A 17355-nucleotide genomic window follows, 5' to 3' on the forward strand; every position below is an offset into this window, starting at 1 on the left:
CCCACAGGGGGTCAGGCGGCAAAAGGGGTGCAAGCACCGTCCGGCGCTCAAAAGATCACAAGAAAAAGAGGGCGGCGACCGCGGGTCTCACGGGGGACGCGCACGGCGCCGGGTCCAGATGTAACGACCGACCAGCCACCACCATTCCCGGCGACCCGCACCCGGCGTCACCCACCTGAGCGAGGCGCCTGCTCGGCCGTACACATGGTGTAACACCCCCACGCCCCCCGAGATTCCACCACCACCATGCCCCCGACCACACCACCAAATGGGCATACACCGCCCGATGTTGTGTCCAGTGTCTGGAGCGGATCAATTGGCGCGTCTCGGCTGATTCGCCCGGACGTGACCATGCCTGGTCGGCACGGTCCGGGGAGGGCCGGCGGGCCCGGCGGGTCGACTGCGTGGTCGCTGTCCGGGTGTGCGTTCGCACTGGTCAGCGCCGGTTGCCGGGTGGGTTTCGCTGCCCCGGCCGGGAGCGGCGCCCTAGATAACGTTTTGAAAACTTCATCCATGGTCTTGACATGGCAGGGGGTTTAGTAAGAACTTTTACCAACAGTAAACCTTCTTTGTGAAAAGAGTCTCGGATGGTTGATCACGAGGTGGGCACTACCGCGGAGACCGCGGTGGCCGACGCCGACGGGTTCGACCGCCGTGGCGTCCGTGCTGATGCGGCCGACGGTGTGCTGGCCCGGGTCCGGGCCGGGGTGGGCGACCTGACCGGGGCCCTGCGCCGGGTCGCCGAACACGTGCTCAGCGACCCGGAGGCCGTCACCCGCGCCACCATCGTCGAGCTGGCCGAGGGCAGTGGCACCTCACCGGCCACCATCACCCGCTTCTGCCGGGCGATGGGCTTCGAGGGGTATGCGGACCTTCGGCTTGGCATCGCCGCCGAGAGCGGTCGGGCCCGCATGGCCGGCTGGACCGCCGACATCGGCCGCGAGATCCAGCCCGGCGATCCGCTGCGCCGGGTGCTCGAACAGATCATCGCCGCCGACACCCGGGCGATGCACGACACCGCCGCCCTGCTTGACCTCGCCGAGGTGGAGCGGGCCGCTGCGGCGATCGCCGCAGCGGGCCGGGTGAACATCTTCGGTGCCAGCGGTAGCGCCCTGGTCGGCGAGGAGATGCAGATCATGCTCCACCGCATCGGAGTCGCCGCCTGGGCCTGGAACGACGTGCACGAGGGGCTGGCCTCGGCGGCCCTGTTGGGGGCCGGCGACATCGCCCTCGGCGTCTCGTACGGCGGCCGGACCCGGGAAACCATCGAGATGTTGGCGGAGGCCGGCAGCCGGGGCGCGACCACCGTCGCAGTGACCGGCTTCGCCCGCTCGCCGCTTGCCGAGCTGGCGGACATCGTGCTGCTCACCGCCAGCGGTGCCACCACCTTCCGCCCCGACGCGCTGTCCGCCCGGCACCCCCAACTGGTCGTGCTCGACCTGCTCTACATCGCGGTTGCCCAGCGCACCCATGACCGAGCCCACGCGGCCCTGCGGCGTACCGCCCAGGCTGTTGAGGGGCACAAGGCGGCGAAGGAGGCCAGCTCATGATCAGCGCACGCCGGTACGCCGAAGCAGTCCCGCTGACCGCCGAGGCCGTACGACGGATTCATCAGTCCGCAGTGGTACCCCCGATCGACCGCTAAGGAGAGTCGCATGTCCGCTACCCCCGATCTCAATCGCCGGACCTTGCTGCGTCGTGCCGCCGCCGCGGGTCTGCTGACCGTCCCGGCTGCCGGCCTGCTCAGTGCCTGCGCCGGCAGCGAGCCGGCCCAGGAGCAGAGCTCCGGCGCCGAGAAGAGCAAGGACAACCCGTTCGGCGTCCAGGACGGCAGCTCCGTCAAGGTGGTCATCTTCAACGGTGGTCTGGGCGACCAGTGGGCCAAGGAGGACGAGGCTGTCTTCAAGGCCAAGCGCCCGAACGTCACGGTCAACATGTCTTCGACCCAGAAGATCAAGACCGAAGAGCAGCCGAAGATGGCGACCCAGCCCAGCGACGTCGTCATGAACTCCGGCGCCGACTTGATGGACATCAGCACCCTGGTCAACGAGGGCGCGATCGAGCCGCTGGAGGACCTGCTCGCCGCCCCGGCGTGGGACAGCGAGGGCACGGTGGCGGACACCCTGCTGCCGGGGACCGTCAACGACGGCACCTTCCAGGGCAAGTTCTACGTGGTGAACATCGCGTACACGGTCTGGGGGAACTGGTACAACGCCGCCCTCTTCGAGAAGGAGGGTTGGCAGCCGCCGAAGACCTTCGACGAGTTCTTCGCCCTCGCGCCGAAGATCAAGGCGAAGGGCATGGCCCCGTACGTCTACGACGCGGTGCACGGCTACTACCCGCGCTGGGCGCTGATGGCAACGATCTGGAAGTCCGCCGGCAAGCAGGCCGTGATCGACATCGACAACCTCAAGGAGAACGCCTGGAAGGCCGACGGGGTGCTGCCGGCCCTGGAGGCGTGGGAGAAGCTGGTCAAGGACAAGCTGCTGCTCCCCGGCCAGCTCGACCACACCCAGTCGCAGCAGGCGTGGCTCGACGGCAAGGCCGCCTTCATCCAGCTTGGCACCTGGCTCAAGAACGAGATGGCGGAGACCATTCCCCCGGGCTTCGAAATGAGGCTGTCGGACTACTGGAGCCTGGGGGCGGGCGACAAGGCGCCGAACGACGTCTACGCCGGTGCGGGCGAGGGCATCGTCGTGCCGTCGAAGGCGCCGAACAAGGCCGCCGCCAAGGAGTTCCTGCGGGCGGTGCTCTCCAAGGAGGGATCGGCGAAGTTCGCCGAGCTGACCAAATCGCTCGCCTCCACCAAGGGCTCCGGGGACAACGTCCAGGACTCGGCGTTGGCCAGCGCCAACGAGCTGATGAGCAACGCTCCGCAGGATCTCGTCTCGTTCAAGTTCTGGAACTTCTACGCCGACCTGGACAAGGAGAGCCAGAACCTCTCCGCGGAGCTGATGGCGGGCCGGCTGACCGCCCAGCAGTTCGTTGACGGGATGCAGGGCGCCGCCGACAAGGTCGCCAGTGACTCGTCGATCAAGAAGCAGACCCGCTCCGCCTGAGCTGAACGGAAAGAGTGAGTCCCATGCGGCATGGTGTCGCGCGCTTTGTCATGGGCTTCCTGGCCCTGCCGGTCGCGCTCTACCTCTTCTATGTGGTCTGGCCGTTCGCTCAGGCGGCCGGCTATTCGTTGACCGACTGGGGTGGATACTCCGACCGGCAGCAGTTCGTCGGGCTGGAGAACTACGTCCGGCTCTTCTCCGACGAGCTGATCAGAAAGGCCTTCTGGCACAACGTCTTCTTCCTGATCACCGTGCCGCTGTTCACGATCGCGCTGGCCCTGTTCCTCGCGTTCCTGCTCAACGTGGGCGGGCGCGAGGACAGGGCCGGCATCCGGGGTGTCTTCGGCTCCGGCCTTTACAAGGTCATTTTCTTCTTCCCGCAGGTGCTGTCCCTGGTCGTCGTCGCCGTCATGTGGCAGCAGATCTACCGGGCCGACGGGCAGGGTTTGATCAACGGTGTGTTGATGAAGATCGGGCTGGTTGACCCGGAGGACCCGATCCTGTTCATGTTCGACCCGGAGCCCTTCCTCGGCGTCCCCGCGGTGCTCTGGTGGCTGCTGCTGATCGCGGTCTGGAGCGGCGCCGGGTTCTACATGGTGCTCTTCTCGGCGGCGATGCAGTCGATTCCGAAGGACGTCTTCGAGGCGGCCATCCTGGACGGCGCCGGGCGGTTCCACACCTTCTTCCGGATCACGCTGCCGCTGCTGCGGGACACCGTCTCGGTGGCCTGGATCTATCTGGGCTTCATCGCCCTGGACATGTACGCCTTGGTCTTCGTGATGACACCCAGCCAGGGCGGCCCGAACCACGCCAGCGAGATTTTCGCGTCGGTGCTCAACTTCACCGCCTTCCAGAAGGGTCAGTTCGGCTACGCCTGCGCGATGGGTGTGGCTTTGGCGATCTTCACGATCCTCCTGGCCGCGGCGCAGCTGAAGATCACCCGCCGCGAGCGGATTGAGTACTGAGGAGAGTCGACGATGAGTACGGTGACCCACGACCCCGGTCCCGTCGGGCCGGATCTCGCACCGCCGGCCGGCACCACGTCGGCCCGCCGCTTCGGGTCCGGCGGCCGACGGCCCGGCGCGCAGATCTTCAACGGCTTCTCCCACCTGTTCCTGCTGGTCTGGGCGATCATGGTCGTCTACCCGCTGATCTGGGTGTTCATGTCGGCCCTGAAGAGCGACGCGGAGGTTATCCGGCAGCCGCTGTCGTTGATCCCGGAGACGCTGCGTTGGGAGAACTTCGGCCGAGCCTGGACCGAGGGGCAACTCGGCGACTTCTTCCTCAACACCGTGCTCGTGCTGGCCGGCAGCGTCACGCTGACCATGCTGCTCGGCTCGATGGCCGCGTACGTGTTGGCGCGCTACGACTTTCCCGGTAACCGACTGATCTACTACATGTTCCTCTCCGGCCTCACGCTGCCGATCTACCTCGCCGCCGTACCGCTGTTCAAGGGCGTCTACAACACCGGGGTGCTCTTCCCGCCGCTCGGGCCGAACAAGCACCTGATGCTGATCCTGGTGTACGCGGCGTGGTCACTGGCGTTCACGGTCTTCTTCATGCACTCCTTCTTCCGGACCCTGCCGAACGCGATCGCCGAGGCGGGCCTGGTTGACGGGGCCTCACACACCCGGCTGTTCTTCAGCGTGATGCTGCCGATGGCGAAGCCTGGCCTGATCAGCATCGGTATCTTCAATGTGCTCGGTCAGTGGAACCAGTGGTATCTGCCGACGCTGCTGATGCAGTCCGCGGATGGTGGGCCGAAGAATCAGGTCATCGCCCAGGGCCTGATCGAGCTGTCGGTCAATCAGGGGTACAAGTCCGACTGGTCCGGTCTCTTCGCCGGGGTCACCATGGCGATGTTGCCGGTGTTGATCGTGTACATCGTCTTCCAGCGCCAGGTGCAGTCGGGTTTGACCGCGGGCATCAGCAAGTAGCCCACCGCCACCCACCGCCAGCCGCACGCCCCGGCAGCCAGCCCGGCGGATCGGCCGCCGGCCAGCCAGGCGACTGATTGTTGCCGGGCTGCCGGGCTCTGTCGTACCGGGCGGGCAGAATCGCGATCATGGCGGCGGTGGTGGCGGGTGCGGACCATCGACTCCCCGCTGCTGCGGGGGCGGGCGCCGGGGTCGGCGGGGGAGTTCTGCAACCGCTCGACGCTGCCGGAGTGCCGATCGGGCCGCCGGAGCAGGTCGCCGACCTGGCGCTCGCGGTGGCCGATCGCGAGCGAAGGGAGCGCCCCCGCTGGGTCTGGGCGTCCGGCGCGGCGCTCTACCCCGGGTTGCTGCGAGCTGGCGTCCGGGTTGACCGTTGCCACGACATCGAGCTCACCGAGGCGTTGCTTCTCGGTCACGCGGGCCGGTGGGGTGAACCACGTTCCTTCGCCGCCGCCTGGGCCCGCCTGACCGGCGAGTCGGTGCCGCCCGATCCGCCGCCGCGGTTGGCCGAGCCCCCGGGCCACGGCCAGGGTGCGCTCTTCGAGTCACCGCCGGCTCCGCCGGGTCCCGGCATCGCGGCCCTGACCCGGGTCTACGCCGACCAACTCGCTCGGATCGCCGCCACCGAGCATCCGGGCCGATTCCGGCTGTTGGTCGCCGCCGAGTCAGCGGGGGCGCTGATCGCCGTCGAGTTGGGGGCGGCGGGGCTGCCGTGGCGGGTGGACGTGCACGACGCTCTCCTCGGTGAGCTGCTCGGCGGCCCCTCCCCGGTGGGCGGGCCGCCGCGTCGACTGGCGGAGTTGGCCGCTCGGATCGCGGCCACCTTCAACGTTCCGCGGCTGCACGTCGACTCGCCGCTGGAGCTGGTGCGGGCGTTCGCCCGGGCGGGGGTGGAGGTGCCGAATACCCGGTCCTGGGTGCTGCGCGGCGTTGACCACCCGGCGGCGCCGCTGGTCCTGGAGTACAAGGAGCTCTACCGGATCTGGACGGCGCACGGCTGGGCCTGGCAGGAAGCCTGGGTGCGGGATGGTCGATTCCGCCCGGAGTACGTCCCCGGCGGCGTGGTCTCCGGCCGGTGGGCGACCAGAGGCGGTGGGGCGCTACAGATCCCGAAGGTGGTCCGGCGGGCGGTGGTGGCGGACCCGGGTTGGACGTTCGTGGTCGCCGACGCGGGGCAGCTCGAGCCGCGGATCCTGGCGGCGGTCTCCGGTGACACCCAGCTCGCCGCCGCGGCCCGGGCCGGCGACCTGTACGCCGCCCTGGCCGCCGACGCGTTCGGCGGTGACCGAGCGCGGGCCAAGGTGGCCCTGCTCGGGGCCATGTACGGGCAGACCGGCGGTTCGGCGGCACCGGCACTGGAGGTGCTGCGGCGTAACTATCCGGCGGCCTTCGGCTACGTGGAGACGGCCGCGCGCAGCGGGGAGGCCGGCGAGTTGGTTCGCTCCTGGCTCGGCCGTACCTGCCCACCCGGCTCGGTCGAGCTTGCCGGGGCGGACCCGGTCCCCGCCGGGGGCGAGGAGGGTCGGTCGGCGCGGGCTCGCGCGCGTGGCCGGTTCACCCGAAACTTCGTCATCCAGGCCACCGCCGCCGAGTGGGCCGCGACGTTGCTGGCCACGCTCCGGGGGGAGTTGGCCGGTAGCGACGCCAACCGGGCCGGTAGCGACGTGGGGCTGGCCGGCAGCGACGCTGAGCTGGTCTTCTTTCAACACGATGAGGTGATCGTGCACTGTCGCACGGAGCGGGCCGCAGCGGTGGCCGCGGCGGTGACCCGGTGCGGGGAGCGGGCGAGCGCGTTGCTCTTCGGTCAGACGCCGGTACGTTTCCCGCTCGATCTCTCCACCGTTGAGTGCTACGCCGACGCATCCTGAGCTGCTCCTCGTCCCCGCGTCCGGTGGGCCGACGTCAGTCCAGGCGGTGCGCCGGACTCTAGCCTTTTGTCTCTGATGGTCGGAATATCCGATTCATGCCCGGAACCTGGGCGCTGACTGCTCGTTGGGTCCGTTGTGCGTTCCGGACCGGGCGGGTGGCCTGCCCGGTCCGCTACCAAGACGGAGGTGGCACCGCTGAACCGGACCGCAGGAATGATCATCGCCGCGGGTGGCGGGCGCCGGATCGGTGGCCCCGAGGCGCTGCTGTGCCAGGGTGAGAAACCACTGGTGAGCACGATGATCGATACGATGACGGCGGCGGGCTGCGAGCAGATCGTAGTCGTCCTCGGCGCCGCCGCCGACCAGGTGCAGGAGACCGCTGACCTCACCCGAGCCACCGTCGTGGTGAACCGGGCCTGGGGAACCGGAGTGGGCTCCTCGATCAAGGCCGGCCTCGCGGCCATCGACGACGATGACATCGAGGCGGTGGTCGTCGTTCCGGTGGACATGCCGGGCCTGACCGCCGCGGCGGTCCAGCGGGTCGCCGCACTGCCGTACCCGGACGTGCTGGTCTGCGCCACCTACGGGGGTCTGCGCGGCTACCCGATGCTGTTCGGCCGCCGGCACTGGTCCGGCATCGCCACGCTGGCCAGCGCGGATGTCGGCGCCCGTCCGTACCTGCTGGCGCACAAGGACCAGATCGTCGACATCTCCTGTGACACCGTCGCCGACGGCAGCCGGGTCGACAGCCCGGAGTTGATGGCCCTGTACGGGCTGACCGTCCCGCCGCAGCGGGTCGGCGCGTAGTCAGCCCGGCAGATCAAACAGGTCAGCGGCGTTGGTCCAGCACACCGCCCGCAACCAGGCGTCGCCCAGGTCGAGTCGGGCCAGCGCGGTGAGCTGCGCGGCGTACGCGTAGGGGAGGTTGGGAAAGTCGCTGCCGTGCAGCACCTTGCCGGCCAGCCCCAGCTCACGTAGCCGGGGCAGTTCCGCGGCGGGGAAGGGCACGGCCCGGTCGAAGAACGGGGTGAAGGCCATGGTGGTGTCCAGCCGCACGTTCTCGTACCGGTCGGCGAGGTCGAGGAAGGCCGAATAGTCCGGCGCGCCGAGGTGCGCCACCACCGCGGCGAGCCGCGGGTGCCGGGCGAGGAGGTCGGCGAAGGGGCCGGGGCCGGTGTGTGCGGTGCCGGCCGGCGCGTGTCCGGCGTGCACCACCACCGGCACCCCGGCGTCGGCGAGCAGCCCCCACACCGGATCGAGCAGCGGATCGGTCGGTGCGAACCCGCCGACCTGCACGTGCACCTTGAACACCCGGGCGCCGGCGGTGAGCGCCTCGGTGACGTACCGGGGTGCCGCCGGCTCGGGGAAGAACGTGGCCGAGGGGAGGCAGTCCGGGTTCGCGCGGGCGAAGTCGAGGGTCCAGGAGTTCAGGTCGGCGGCCATCGCGGGGCGGTGCGCGTACGCCAGGGCACTGAACGCCCGTACGCCCATCCGGCGCAGGTGCGCCAGCCGCTCCGCGTCGCTCCATCGGTAGCGGATGGGCCAGGTGGTGCCGAGGAGCGGACCCGCCGCGTCGAAGTACGCCCACACCCGACGCAGCAGCCGGGGCGGGAGGAAGTGCACGTGTACGTCGGCGAGGCCGGGCAGGCCGAGCCCCTGCCAGAACGCCGGGACGCCGGTGTCATCGGCATCGTCGGTGGCCATCGGCACGGCCGTCAGACCTCGATGTTGAAGCGACTGAGCAACTGCGGGGCGACCAGCCCGATGGCGGAGAGCACCGCGACGATGGTGAGCGCGGTCCGGACGAAGACCACTTCGGTCTTGCCGCCCGCGCGGAGCGCGATCGAGTCCGGCAGGCTGATCATCCGCCACATCCGACGTTTGATCGGGATCGGCCAGAGGATCGGCACCCCGGCCCGAGTGATCATGTCGCCGAGGATGTGGATGAAGCAGCCGACACCGACGGCCAGCCCGATCATCGGATAGCCGCGGTCTCCCGGCAGGGTGGCGAAGGTGAACCACGCCGCGGCGAGCGAGGCGAGGGTCACCACGAGCCAGCCGGCGCGTTCGGCCCAGTCGTCGAAGAGGCCGCGTAGGGCGAGACCGAACATGAAGAAGAGGATGCCGATCACCGCCCACTTGCCGTACGCGGCGCAGAGCGCGGTGGTGCCCCAGCCGACCAGCACGGTGAAGGGGATGGTGTGGGTGAGGGTGCGGTGCCCGTTGGTGCGGCGCGGGTCGCGACTCAACTTCGTCGCATAGTAGACGCCGAGCGACACCTTCTCGGTCACCTCGGCGACGAAGAGGGAGAAGACGCCGAAGGTGCGGGCGACCGTGGCACCACCCTGGTTTCGGGTGACCTTGCCGGAGAGGTCGAGGTCGGGAAAGAGCGCACCCCCCGCGCAGACCGCGGTGCCGACGGCGAGTGCGAGCGGCGACTGCTCGTAGCCGGCGAAGTGGTCCAGCGCCAAGGAGCCGGCCAGCCACACCGCCGCGCCAGACAGCGCGTGCGACGGTCCCATCATGCCCGCTCACCCTCCCCGGATCCCGGACGCCCAGAAGCTACGTCACTGTAGTGCAGTGGCGGTACCGCCCGGGAGCACACCCGTCCTCCGAAAGGGACGGTGTCGCCCAGAGCTGCCCGGACCCTGCCGCTGCTCTCCCGGCGGCGGGTGAGAAACCAGGTGACCGGGTCGGTGTGGGCTCGTTACGGTGGCGCCGACTGTTGACGGGAGGGCGACATGGCAGGTGTACGCCGACACGGGCAGGTGTTGATCTTCGATGCCGACGACACGCTCTGGGAGAACAACATCGTCTTCGAGCGGGTCATCGAGGACTTTCTGACCTGGGTGGCGCACCCGACCCTGGAGCGCACCGAGATCCGTACGATACTCGACGACATCGAGCGGGCCAACGCGGTCGTGCACGGCTACGGTGGCAAGGTCTTTCTGCGGAGTCTCGGTGAGTGTTTCGAGCGGCTGCGGGAGCGGCCGGCCACGGCCGCCGAGCGGCGGGGAATCGAGGAGTTGGCCGTCGCTCTGGTCGAGCACCGGGTGGAGCTGATGCCGGGGGTGGCTGCGGCGTTGGACGAGTTGGCCGGCCGGCACGAGCTGTTCCTGCTCACCAAGGGCGACCGGGAGGAGCAGCAGCGGAAGCTGGACGCCTCGGACCTGCTGCACCATTTCCGGGCCGTGCACATTGTGCCGGAGAAGGACGTGACCACCTACCGGTGGCTGGCCAACAAGCACGACTTCGTACCGTCTCGTGCCTGGATGATCGGGAACTCGCCGAAGTCAGACATTCTGCCGGCCCGGGCGGCCGGGATGAACGCCGTCTACGTTCCGAACGAGAACACCTGGGTGTTGGAGCACGACGTGCTGGACCACGACGACACGGCGGTGCTGCACCTCACCGCCTTCCCCGACCTGCTGCACCACTTCTGATGCGCTGAGCGCTCCACTCTTGATGGTGGAGCGCTCAGCGGCAACTGATGCACAAGAGCGCTCACACGTCCGTGCCGCGGACGATCGCCACCGCCACCCGGCAGAACTCGTCCATGTCGGGCTGGAACCCGGTCGCGATGTCGGGGTGCAGACCGGCGCGGGTCTCGTCCAGCAGCCGCTGGCAGACCTGCTCGACCGGCTCGCCGGCGTAGCTTTCCCGGACCCGGTCGGTGGCGGCCTGAAGCGCCGAGGTCAGCTGCTCCTCCAACGGGCCGCGTAGCTTCTTCTGCACCGCGTCCCGGGGCTCCAGCGTGACGTGTGGATCTGACATCGGCGCTCCCTTTCCTCGGCGACCGGGTCCCGCCGTCGGCGTCGGTTACACCGCGGTCGGCACGGCGGCGACCCGCACCTCGTACGAGTAGTCCTCCGCCGGTTCCTCCCGGTACGTCATTGCTCTGATCTGCCGGTCATCGTCGTAGAGTGCGACGTCCACCAGGACGCCGAGGTGGGCCAGGCCGATGCTGGCCACCCGCTTCTTGTCCTGGAGCACCGCACACACCCCGCCGAGTAGCGTGCTGGCGTCGGATGTGCGATGCCCCGGCGGGCAGCGCAGCACGAGGTCCACTTCGATCGGCCCGGACAACGGGGTCCAGCCGGTGTGCTGAGCCGCCGCGCAGGCTGCTTGAAGTAGGGCGCGGACCCTCGTCGCCTGCCGATGTCCGGCGGCGAAGATGGACAGCGCCTCGGCTTTGACCGGTGGCAGGCCGCTCACCTTGACGGTCAGGGCGACAGCGCGGGTGTCCTGCACAACGGCACCTCCTTGTTGCGGATGATCCTGCCCAATCAGCGACGCAACGGTGAGGGTTCTCCGGAAAACCGGCCGATCGGGCGGGCAGGGTTGGCCGAGGCGTGTCGACGTCGCTGGCGAACGCGCAGGTAAGGCTAGTCCACCTGGCGCGCTCTGGGTAACTGTTCGCTCACTCGATGAGATGTTGTCCGGCTAGGATCCGGCCCCGGCGGCGGATCGGACGAACTCCGCGATCACCTTGCCGAGCTGCTCTCCCGCGTCCTCCTGGAGGAAGTGTCCGGCTCCCTCGATCACCGGGTGGTCGAGCCCGGCCGCACCCGGCACGGTGCGCCGCAGCACCGGCGCCATCCCGCCGGTGATCGGATCCCGGTCGCTGAACGACACCAGGAACGGACGCTCCCACCGGGAGAGCTCGGTCCAGGCGGCGCGGTTGGCGGTGCTGGCCGGATCGTCTGGTGCGGTCGGCACCAGGGTGGGCATGGCGCGGACGCCAGCGAGGTAGGACTGGTCCGGGAACGGCGCGTCGTAGGCCGCCAGCTCCGCCGCGGTCAGCTCGCTCTGGCAGCCGGACTGCACCAGGCGGGACACCGTCAGCTCGGGGGCCGTCTCGACCATCTGCCGGAACTGCCACCAGAGCTCCGGCATTGGCTGGTCACCGGTGGGCAGCCCGGTGTTGGCGGCCACCACCCGGGCGAAGCGGTCCGGGTGCTCGCCGACCAGGCGGAGCCCGATCAGGCCACCCCAGTCCTGCCCGACCAACGTCACCCCGGTCAGGCCCAGCTTGTCGAAGGCGAAGCTGCGGATCCACTCGACGTGTCGGGCGTAGCTGTGCTCGCTGCGCTCGGCCGGCTTGTCGGACCGGCCGAAGCCGATGAGATCCGGTGCGATGGCCCGCAGTCCGGCGTCGGCGAGCACCGGGATGACCTTCCGATACAGGAATGACCAGCTGGGTTCCCCGTGCAACAGCAGCACCGGTTCCCCATCCGCCGGGCCGGCCGTGACGTAGGCCATCCGTAGGCCGTCCAGGTCGACGTAGTGGGGCTCGTAGGGAAAGTCGGGCAGGTTGGTGAACCGGCTGTCCGGAGTGCGCAGTGTAGACATGACAGTCAATATTTCACAGTGGGCCGGTGTGCGGTTACCGCGCTCAGCAGACCCGGGCCGACTGGGAGACGGCGTCCGCTCCTTCCCGCTCGATGGTGGTGAGGTTGTTGACCGTGGTGGCGGCGATGTTGCGCATCGCGTCCTCGGTAAAGAAGGCCTGGTGACCGGTGATCAGCACGTTGGGGAAAGTGTTGAGCCGGGAGAAGTCATCGTCGTCGAGGACCCGGTCGGAGAGGTCCTCGAAGAACAGGTCGGTCTCCTCCTCGTACACGTCGAGACCGAGATAGCCGATCTGGCCGTTCTTGAGCCCGTCGATCACCGCTCGGGTGTCCACCAGCGCCCCGCGGCTGGTGTTGATCAGCATTGCGCCCCGGCGCATCTGGGCGATCCGTTCGGGGTTGATCAGGTGCTCGGTGTCCGGGGTCAGCGGGCAGTGCAGGGTGATCACGTCCGAGTCGCTCAGCAGGCGCTGCAGCGGCACGTACTCGACCCCGGCCGCGGCCACCGCGTCGTCCGGGTAGGGGTCACTGGCGATTACCCGGCAGCCGAATCCGGACAGGATGCGGGCCACACAGAACCCGATCTTCCCGGTGCCGACGATGCCGACGGTCCGACCGTGCAGGTCGAAGCCGAGCAGCCCGGTGAGGGCGAAGTTGTGTTCCCGGACCCGGTTGTAGGCCCGGTAGACCTTGCGGTTGAGGGCGAGGATCAGGGCGACCGTGTGCTCGGCCACGGCGTACGGGGAGTACTCCGGCACCCGGACCACGGTGAGGCCGAGCCGGCGGGCGGTGGCCAGGTCCACGTGGTTGAAGCCGGCGGAGCGGAGCGCGATCAGGCGGACGCCGTCCGCGGCCAGCCGCTCCAGCACCTCGGTGCCGAGGTCGTCGTTGACGAACGCGCAGACCGCCGCCGCGCCGCTGGCGAGCTTGGCGGTCTGCGAGGTCAGTCGGGGCTCGAGGAATTCCAGTTCGTGGCCGTCGGCCGAGTTGGCCGCCGAAAGGAATTCGCGGTCGTATGGTTTCGTGCTAAACACCGATACGCGCATTTGGCACCTCCGGTGACCACCGTACGACTTGCCTGGTTGGCCGCGTACCGCGGGTTGTCGACTGGGGTTTACCGAATGAAGAAGTACAAAGAAGACATTTCCATATGAATAGTACGGTCTGGCTGTGCCGTTCAGCCCGCGCTTTCCTCGGCTGCCCGGCCGCGGTGTGGCGTCGGTGGCGGGTGGCGGTCGGCCGCCGCGTGGGCTGACGCTGGGCGCGGCCGCCGCATGCATCTTCATCGTGCAGCTGGACTTCTATGCGTTGAGTCTCGCGTTGCCGTCGATGGCGGCGGAGCTCCATTCCTCCACCACCGATCTGCAGTGGGTGATCAGCGGCTACATCCTGGCCCAGGCGGCGTTTCTCATCCCTGGTGGCAAGCTCGGCGACATCCTCGGTCGTCGGCGCATCCTGGTCGGGGGTTTGGCGATCTTTGGGATGGGGTCGCTCGGTGCGGGTCTGGGCTCCGATCCGCCGACCATGATCGCCTTTCGGGTTGTGCAGGGGATGGGTTCGGGCATCGTGTACCCGCTTGCCTTTGCGGTGATCACTGAGGCGTTCCCGGGGAGGCGGGCGAAGCGGGCGATCGGCAATGCCTACGGCATCGGGGCGGTGGCGCTGGCGTTGGGACCCCTGTTTGGTGGTGGGCTAACCGAGTTGGTGAGCTGGCGCAGCGTGCTCCTGGCGAATGTGCCACTCTGCCTCGTGGCGATCGTTGCCGCCGTCGTCTGGCTTCCTGAGTCAAGTGACCCCACGGTGTCGCGCCGGATCGACCTGGTGGGTCTGGTCGTGGTGGTGCTCGGGATTGTGGCGATCACCGTGGCCGCCGACCGGATGAACGCCTGGCGACCGGTGGTGGCCGCTGCCGTTGCTGTCGGCGGGCTGGTGTTGCTGGCCGCGTTCGTGCTTCGGGAGCGGGTAGCCGAAAGTCCACTGGTCCGGCTGGATCTCTTCCACGACGCCAAGTTCGTGGCGGTGACCCTGCTGGGGCTGGTCGCCAACATCGCCTTGGTGGTCATGATTTTCGCCACGACAATTCATCTGCAGCAGGTCCGGGGCTACTCGCCGTTCGTCGCGGGCCTGGCCGTCTGCATCGCCTCGATCAGCGGCGGCGGCGCCAGTCCGTTCGCGGGTCGGCTCAGTGAGTGGGTCGCGGTGCGTCGGTTGATCGTCGCCGCCATCCTGGTCGGCGCCCTCGGCCTGCTCGTGGTGGCCTTCGGTGGCGCCATTTGGCCGTACCTGATCAGTCTGGCAGTCGCGGGGTTCGGCTACCGGATCGGGTTCACCGTGACCACTCTGGGCACGCAGGCGATGGTCCCGGCCGAGCGGGCCGGCGAGGTATCTGGGGTGACGTTGTCGATTCTCTTCGCCGGCTCGGGTGTCGCCGTCGCGGCGGCCGGCACGCTGATCGAGCAGGGCGACCTCGCCACCGGCGTCATGCGGGTTCTCCTGGGGATAGCGGCTGGTAGTGCCGTGGCCGCGGTGCTGCTGGCCCGGCTGCCCCGATCCACCTGATCGGGGTGCACCGGAAGTGGCCCGGTTTATTGCACTCCTTTGGCATTAGCAGCATTGTCGCATTCAGTTTTCGTCGGTAATCTTCCCGGCAGCGGAAACTCCGGAAAGGGGTCGACTAATTGTGCGCGCGCTGCTGGGTAATCGCACCTATCGTTGGCTTTTTGCTGCCCAGATAGTCGCGCTCCTCGGCAGCGGTCTGGCGACGGTGGCGCTCGGGCTGCTCGCCTACGACCTCGCGGGCGCGCGGGCCGGAGCGGTCCTCGGCACCGCGCTGACGATCAAGATGGTCGCCTACGTGTGCGTGTCGCCCCTGGTCGGGGCGGTGCTGGACCGGGTGCCACGGGGTGTGGTGATGGTGGGCGCCGACCTGGTCCGGCTCGGCGTCGTCCTGCTGCTGCCGTGGGTCGAGGCGATCTGGCAGGTCTATCTGCTCATCGCGGTGCTGCAGGCCGCGTCCGCCACTTTCACGCCCACCTTCCAGTCCGTGCTCCCGGATGTCATCCCGGATGAGGGGGACTACACGAAGGCGCTCTCCGCGTCGCAGCTTGCGGTCTCCCTGGAGAATATCGTCAGCCCGGTCGTCGCCGCCGCGTTGTTGCTCGTTGTGAAATTCAACGTTTTGTTTGTGGGGACGGCGGTGGGGTTTCTCGTATCTGCGCTGTTCGTCAGCGTGGCAACGGTGCCCCGGGCGCAACGTAGTAGCCGGGTCCGGTTCTCCGAGCGCCTTTTGGTCGGGATGCGCATGTTCGCGGGCACGCCACGGTTGCGGGCGGTGCTGGCGCTGAACATGGTGGTCGCCGGCTCCGGCGCCGTCACCCTGGTCAGCACCGTCAATGTGGTGCGTGACCTGCTGAACGCCGCCGAAGCGCAGGTTCCACTCCTGCTCACCGTCTCCGGCCTCGGCAGTGTCGCGGCGGCGCTCGGCGCGCCGCTGCTGCTGCGCCGGCGTAGGGATCGAGGCGTACTGTTCATCGGCGCTGGCACGGCTCTGCTCGCCCTCTTCGGCGCGCTACTGCTGTCGATGGTGCCGTCCTGGCCGTTGGCGATGGGTGTCTGGCTGCTCATCGGCTTCGCCGGTGGCCTGATTGTCGTCACGGTCAATCGGGTGCTGCGCGCCTCGTCGGCGGCTGCCGACCGACCAGCGTTGTACGCCGCCCAGTTCTCCCTGTCCCACCTCTGCTGGCTGGTTACCTACCCCCTCGTCGGCTGGGTTGGCGCGGGGGTCGGCTTGACCACGGCGTGGGCGCTCCTGACGGGCTTGGTGCTCGTGGCGGGACTCTCCGCCCGCCGGCTCTGGCCCGTCGGCCTCCCCGAGGCGTTCCGGCACCAGCATGACGTCAACGCCGACCGCGCGCACCTGGTTGACGCCGAGTGGAATGGAGTGGCGTGGGTGCACACCCACCGCGTGTTGATCGACGTCAACCACACTCGATGGCCCCAGCCGGCGTGAGTAAGTTGGATACGATCATGGCGATCATTGTTATAGCTGGACATTAATCGAACGTTCGTTTAGGCTTCGGGTGTGTCCGATGAGTCGCGGCCGAGAGGCGACAAGTCCTCCACAAAGAGTCGCATCCTTGCTGCCGCTATCACCCTCTTCGCCGATCAGGGCGTGGCGGCCACCGGAGTCCGTGCCATAGCGGCGGCCGCCGACGTCCACCCATCATTGATCATTCATTACTTCGGCACGAAGGACGGGCTACGGGTGGCCTGTGACAAGCATGTCGCGGCCTTCGTGCGGGAGCACAAGCAGCAGGTGATGAGGTCGGCCGGGAGGTTCGACCCGGCGGCGCTGCGTGACCTGCAGGACGGGCCGCCGCTGCTGCGATACCTGGCCCGGACGCTGGCCGACGGCTCCCCGCACACGGCCGCGCTGGTGGACGAGATGGTCAATGACGCGGTCGGCTACCTCGCCGAAGGAGTCGCGTCGGGCCTGGTCCGAGAGACCGACTATCCCTATGAACGGGCGGCGCTCCTCGCGATCTGGTCCCTGGGTGCACTCGCCCTCCACGAACATGTGCAGCGGCTGCTCGGCGTCGACCTGACCAACCTCGATGGTGTGGCAGCGATGGAGTCAACCTACGGGCGCGCCGCGTCGGAGCTACTCGGTAACGGGATCTATCGCACCTGATAAATTGCTACTCACACCCCTGAGGCGGCGAACATGGACCTGACCCAGACGCTCGGAAAAATCCTCTCGCTGTATCTGTTGACCTCCGGAGTCGCGTTTATCGTGGCCACCCAGTTCTATCTGCGACTCACCCAGCGGGCCGACCGGTCGGATCTGATGGCGGTGAACATCTCCGGCATGGTGCACCTCTTCGTCGGCTTCGGTGTGCTGGTCACCCACTTCGAGTGGGGTGGCCTGGCGGAGGTGCTGGTGACTCTGCTGGGAGTCTTCTTCACCCTGCGCGGGATCAGCTACTACTGGATCCCTCAGCTGGTGCTCCGTCCGGCGGAACAGGGGCGCGGGTCAGCGCGGGGGCTCCGGGTGATGGGTGCCGCCTTCATCGGCTACGGCGCCCTTATGGGCTACCTCAGCTTCTTCGGCTGAGCCAGTACGGGAAGCTCGGCGGGTCGG

The 17355-nt window shown here is 68.5% G+C and carries 17 protein-coding genes; 11 read left to right on the top strand and 6 right to left on the bottom strand.

All coding sequences use genetic code 11. The annotated features are described in order from the left end of the window. Positions 1–587: 587 nt before the first annotated feature. The 6 genes from K228_RS0108930 to K228_RS0108960 all read left to right on the top strand — a co-directional run bounded on the left by K228_RS0108930 (position 588) and on the right by K228_RS0108960 (position 7671). On the top strand, positions 588–1550 hold the full coding sequence (locus K228_RS0108930; RefSeq protein WP_025618134.1) for a MurR/RpiR family transcriptional regulator: 963 nt from the start codon (positions 588–590) through the stop codon (positions 1548–1550). 105 nt (positions 1551–1655) lie between these two features. Next, positions 1656–3059: an N-acetylglucosamine/diacetylchitobiose ABC transporter substrate-binding protein gene (ngcE, locus tag K228_RS0108940; protein ID WP_025618135.1), complete on the top strand. Its 1404-nt coding sequence runs from the start codon at positions 1656–1658 to the stop codon at positions 3057–3059. Positions 3060–3082: 23 nt separating this feature from the next. Beyond that, the gene (locus K228_RS0108945; protein ID WP_025618136.1) at positions 3083–4024 is read left to right on the top strand and encodes a carbohydrate ABC transporter permease; all 942 of its coding nucleotides are present in this window, start codon (positions 3083–3085) and stop codon (positions 4022–4024) included. Positions 4025–4036: 12 nt separating this feature from the next. Then, the gene (locus K228_RS0108950) at positions 4037–4996 is read left to right on the top strand and encodes a carbohydrate ABC transporter permease (protein WP_025618137.1); all 960 of its coding nucleotides are present in this window, start codon (positions 4037–4039) and stop codon (positions 4994–4996) included. Between the two features lie 98 nt (positions 4997–5094). Beyond that, positions 5095–6864, top strand: coding sequence for a bifunctional 3'-5' exonuclease/DNA polymerase (locus K228_RS0108955; RefSeq protein WP_025618138.1), 1770 nt, complete (start codon positions 5095–5097; stop codon positions 6862–6864). Between the two features lie 213 nt (positions 6865–7077). Continuing rightward, positions 7078–7671, top strand: a complete 594-nt coding sequence (locus tag K228_RS0108960) for a nucleotidyltransferase family protein (RefSeq protein ID WP_025618139.1) — start codon at positions 7078–7080, stop codon at positions 7669–7671. Here K228_RS0108960 and K228_RS0108965 read toward each other — a convergent pair whose 3' ends face one another. Together K228_RS0108965 and K228_RS0108970 are read right to left on the bottom strand one after the other, a co-directional pair. After that, positions 7672–8574, bottom strand: a complete 903-nt coding sequence (locus tag K228_RS0108965) for an amidohydrolase family protein (protein WP_025618140.1) — start codon at positions 8572–8574, stop codon at positions 7672–7674. It abuts the gene before it with no gap. 5 nt (positions 8575–8579) lie between these two features. Continuing rightward, positions 8580–9389: a metal-dependent hydrolase gene (locus K228_RS0108970; RefSeq protein ID WP_025618141.1), complete on the bottom strand. Its 810-nt coding sequence runs from the start codon at positions 9387–9389 to the stop codon at positions 8580–8582. Between the two features lie 216 nt (positions 9390–9605). Between K228_RS0108970 and K228_RS0108975 the strand changes: the two genes are divergently transcribed. Next, a complete protein-coding gene (locus K228_RS0108975) occupies positions 9606–10307 on the top strand; it encodes an HAD family hydrolase (RefSeq protein WP_025618142.1) in 702 nt (233 codons plus the stop codon). 61 nt (positions 10308–10368) lie between these two features. On the opposite strand, the gene K228_RS0108980 is transcribed toward K228_RS0108975, so the two are convergent. From K228_RS0108980 to K228_RS0108995, 4 genes are all read right to left on the bottom strand, one after another. Then, entirely contained in the window at positions 10369–10638 is a 270-nt protein-coding gene (locus K228_RS0108980; protein ID WP_025618143.1) for a hypothetical protein, read from the bottom strand. Between the two features lie 45 nt (positions 10639–10683). Next, positions 10684–11115 (bottom strand): RusA family crossover junction endodeoxyribonuclease, encoded by a 432-nt coding sequence (locus K228_RS0108985; protein ID WP_025618144.1) that lies wholly within the window; start codon positions 11113–11115, stop codon positions 10684–10686. A gap of 192 nt (positions 11116–11307) precedes the next feature. Next, entirely contained in the window at positions 11308–12216 is a 909-nt protein-coding gene (locus tag K228_RS0108990) for a haloalkane dehalogenase (RefSeq protein WP_025618145.1), read from the bottom strand. 43 nt (positions 12217–12259) lie between these two features. Next, positions 12260–13261, bottom strand: a complete 1002-nt coding sequence (locus K228_RS0108995) for a 2-hydroxyacid dehydrogenase (protein WP_025618146.1) — start codon at positions 13259–13261, stop codon at positions 12260–12262. Positions 13262–13385: 124 nt separating this feature from the next. Between K228_RS0108995 and K228_RS0109000 the strand changes: the two genes are divergently transcribed. From K228_RS0109000 to K228_RS0109015, 4 genes are all read left to right on the top strand, one after another. After that, positions 13386–14774: an MFS transporter gene (locus tag K228_RS0109000; protein WP_025618147.1), complete on the top strand. Its 1389-nt coding sequence runs from the start codon at positions 13386–13388 to the stop codon at positions 14772–14774. Between the two features lie 121 nt (positions 14775–14895). After that, the gene (locus K228_RS0109005) at positions 14896–16224 is read left to right on the top strand and encodes an MFS transporter (protein WP_025618148.1); all 1329 of its coding nucleotides are present in this window, start codon (positions 14896–14898) and stop codon (positions 16222–16224) included. 72 nt (positions 16225–16296) lie between these two features. Further along, a complete protein-coding gene (locus tag K228_RS0109010; RefSeq protein ID WP_025618149.1) occupies positions 16297–16905 on the top strand; it encodes a TetR/AcrR family transcriptional regulator in 609 nt (202 codons plus the stop codon). Positions 16906–16938: 33 nt separating this feature from the next. Continuing rightward, positions 16939–17328, top strand: coding sequence for a hypothetical protein (locus K228_RS0109015; protein WP_025618150.1), 390 nt, complete (start codon positions 16939–16941; stop codon positions 17326–17328). Positions 17329–17355 lie beyond the last annotated feature (27 nt).

The organism is Salinispora cortesiana, assembly GCF_000484695.1.
Lineage (GTDB): Bacteria > Actinomycetota > Actinomycetes > Mycobacteriales > Micromonosporaceae > Micromonospora > Micromonospora cortesiana.

What these genes read in the sequence shown, in the direction of transcription:
- K228_RS0108945 (WP_025618136.1), top strand. Translation starts at nt 3,083, where the DNA reads ATGCGGCATGGTGTCGCGCGCTTTGTCATGGGCTTCCTGGCCCTGCCG.
- K228_RS0108995 (WP_025618146.1), bottom strand. Translation starts at nt 13,261, where the DNA reads ATGCGCGTATCGGTGTTTAGCACGAAACCATACGACCGCGAATTCCTT.
- K228_RS0108950 (WP_025618137.1), top strand. Translation starts at nt 4,037, where the DNA reads ATGAGTACGGTGACCCACGACCCCGGTCCCGTCGGGCCGGATCTCGCA.
- K228_RS0108990 (WP_025618145.1), bottom strand. Translation starts at nt 12,216, where the DNA reads ATGTCTACACTGCGCACTCCGGACAGCCGGTTCACCAACCTGCCCGAC.
- K228_RS0108975 (WP_025618142.1), top strand. Translation starts at nt 9,606, where the DNA reads ATGGCAGGTGTACGCCGACACGGGCAGGTGTTGATCTTCGATGCCGAC.
- K228_RS0108970 (WP_025618141.1), bottom strand. Translation starts at nt 9,389, where the DNA reads ATGATGGGACCGTCGCACGCGCTGTCTGGCGCGGCGGTGTGGCTGGCC.
- ngcE (WP_025618135.1), top strand. Translation starts at nt 1,656, where the DNA reads ATGTCCGCTACCCCCGATCTCAATCGCCGGACCTTGCTGCGTCGTGCC.
- K228_RS0109015 (WP_025618150.1), top strand. Translation starts at nt 16,939, where the DNA reads ATGGACCTGACCCAGACGCTCGGAAAAATCCTCTCGCTGTATCTGTTG.
- K228_RS0108930 (WP_025618134.1), top strand. Translation starts at nt 588, where the DNA reads ATGGTTGATCACGAGGTGGGCACTACCGCGGAGACCGCGGTGGCCGAC.
- K228_RS0108960 (WP_025618139.1), top strand. Translation starts at nt 7,078, where the DNA reads ATGATCATCGCCGCGGGTGGCGGGCGCCGGATCGGTGGCCCCGAGGCG.
- K228_RS0108980 (WP_025618143.1), bottom strand. Translation starts at nt 10,638, where the DNA reads ATGTCAGATCCACACGTCACGCTGGAGCCCCGGGACGCGGTGCAGAAG.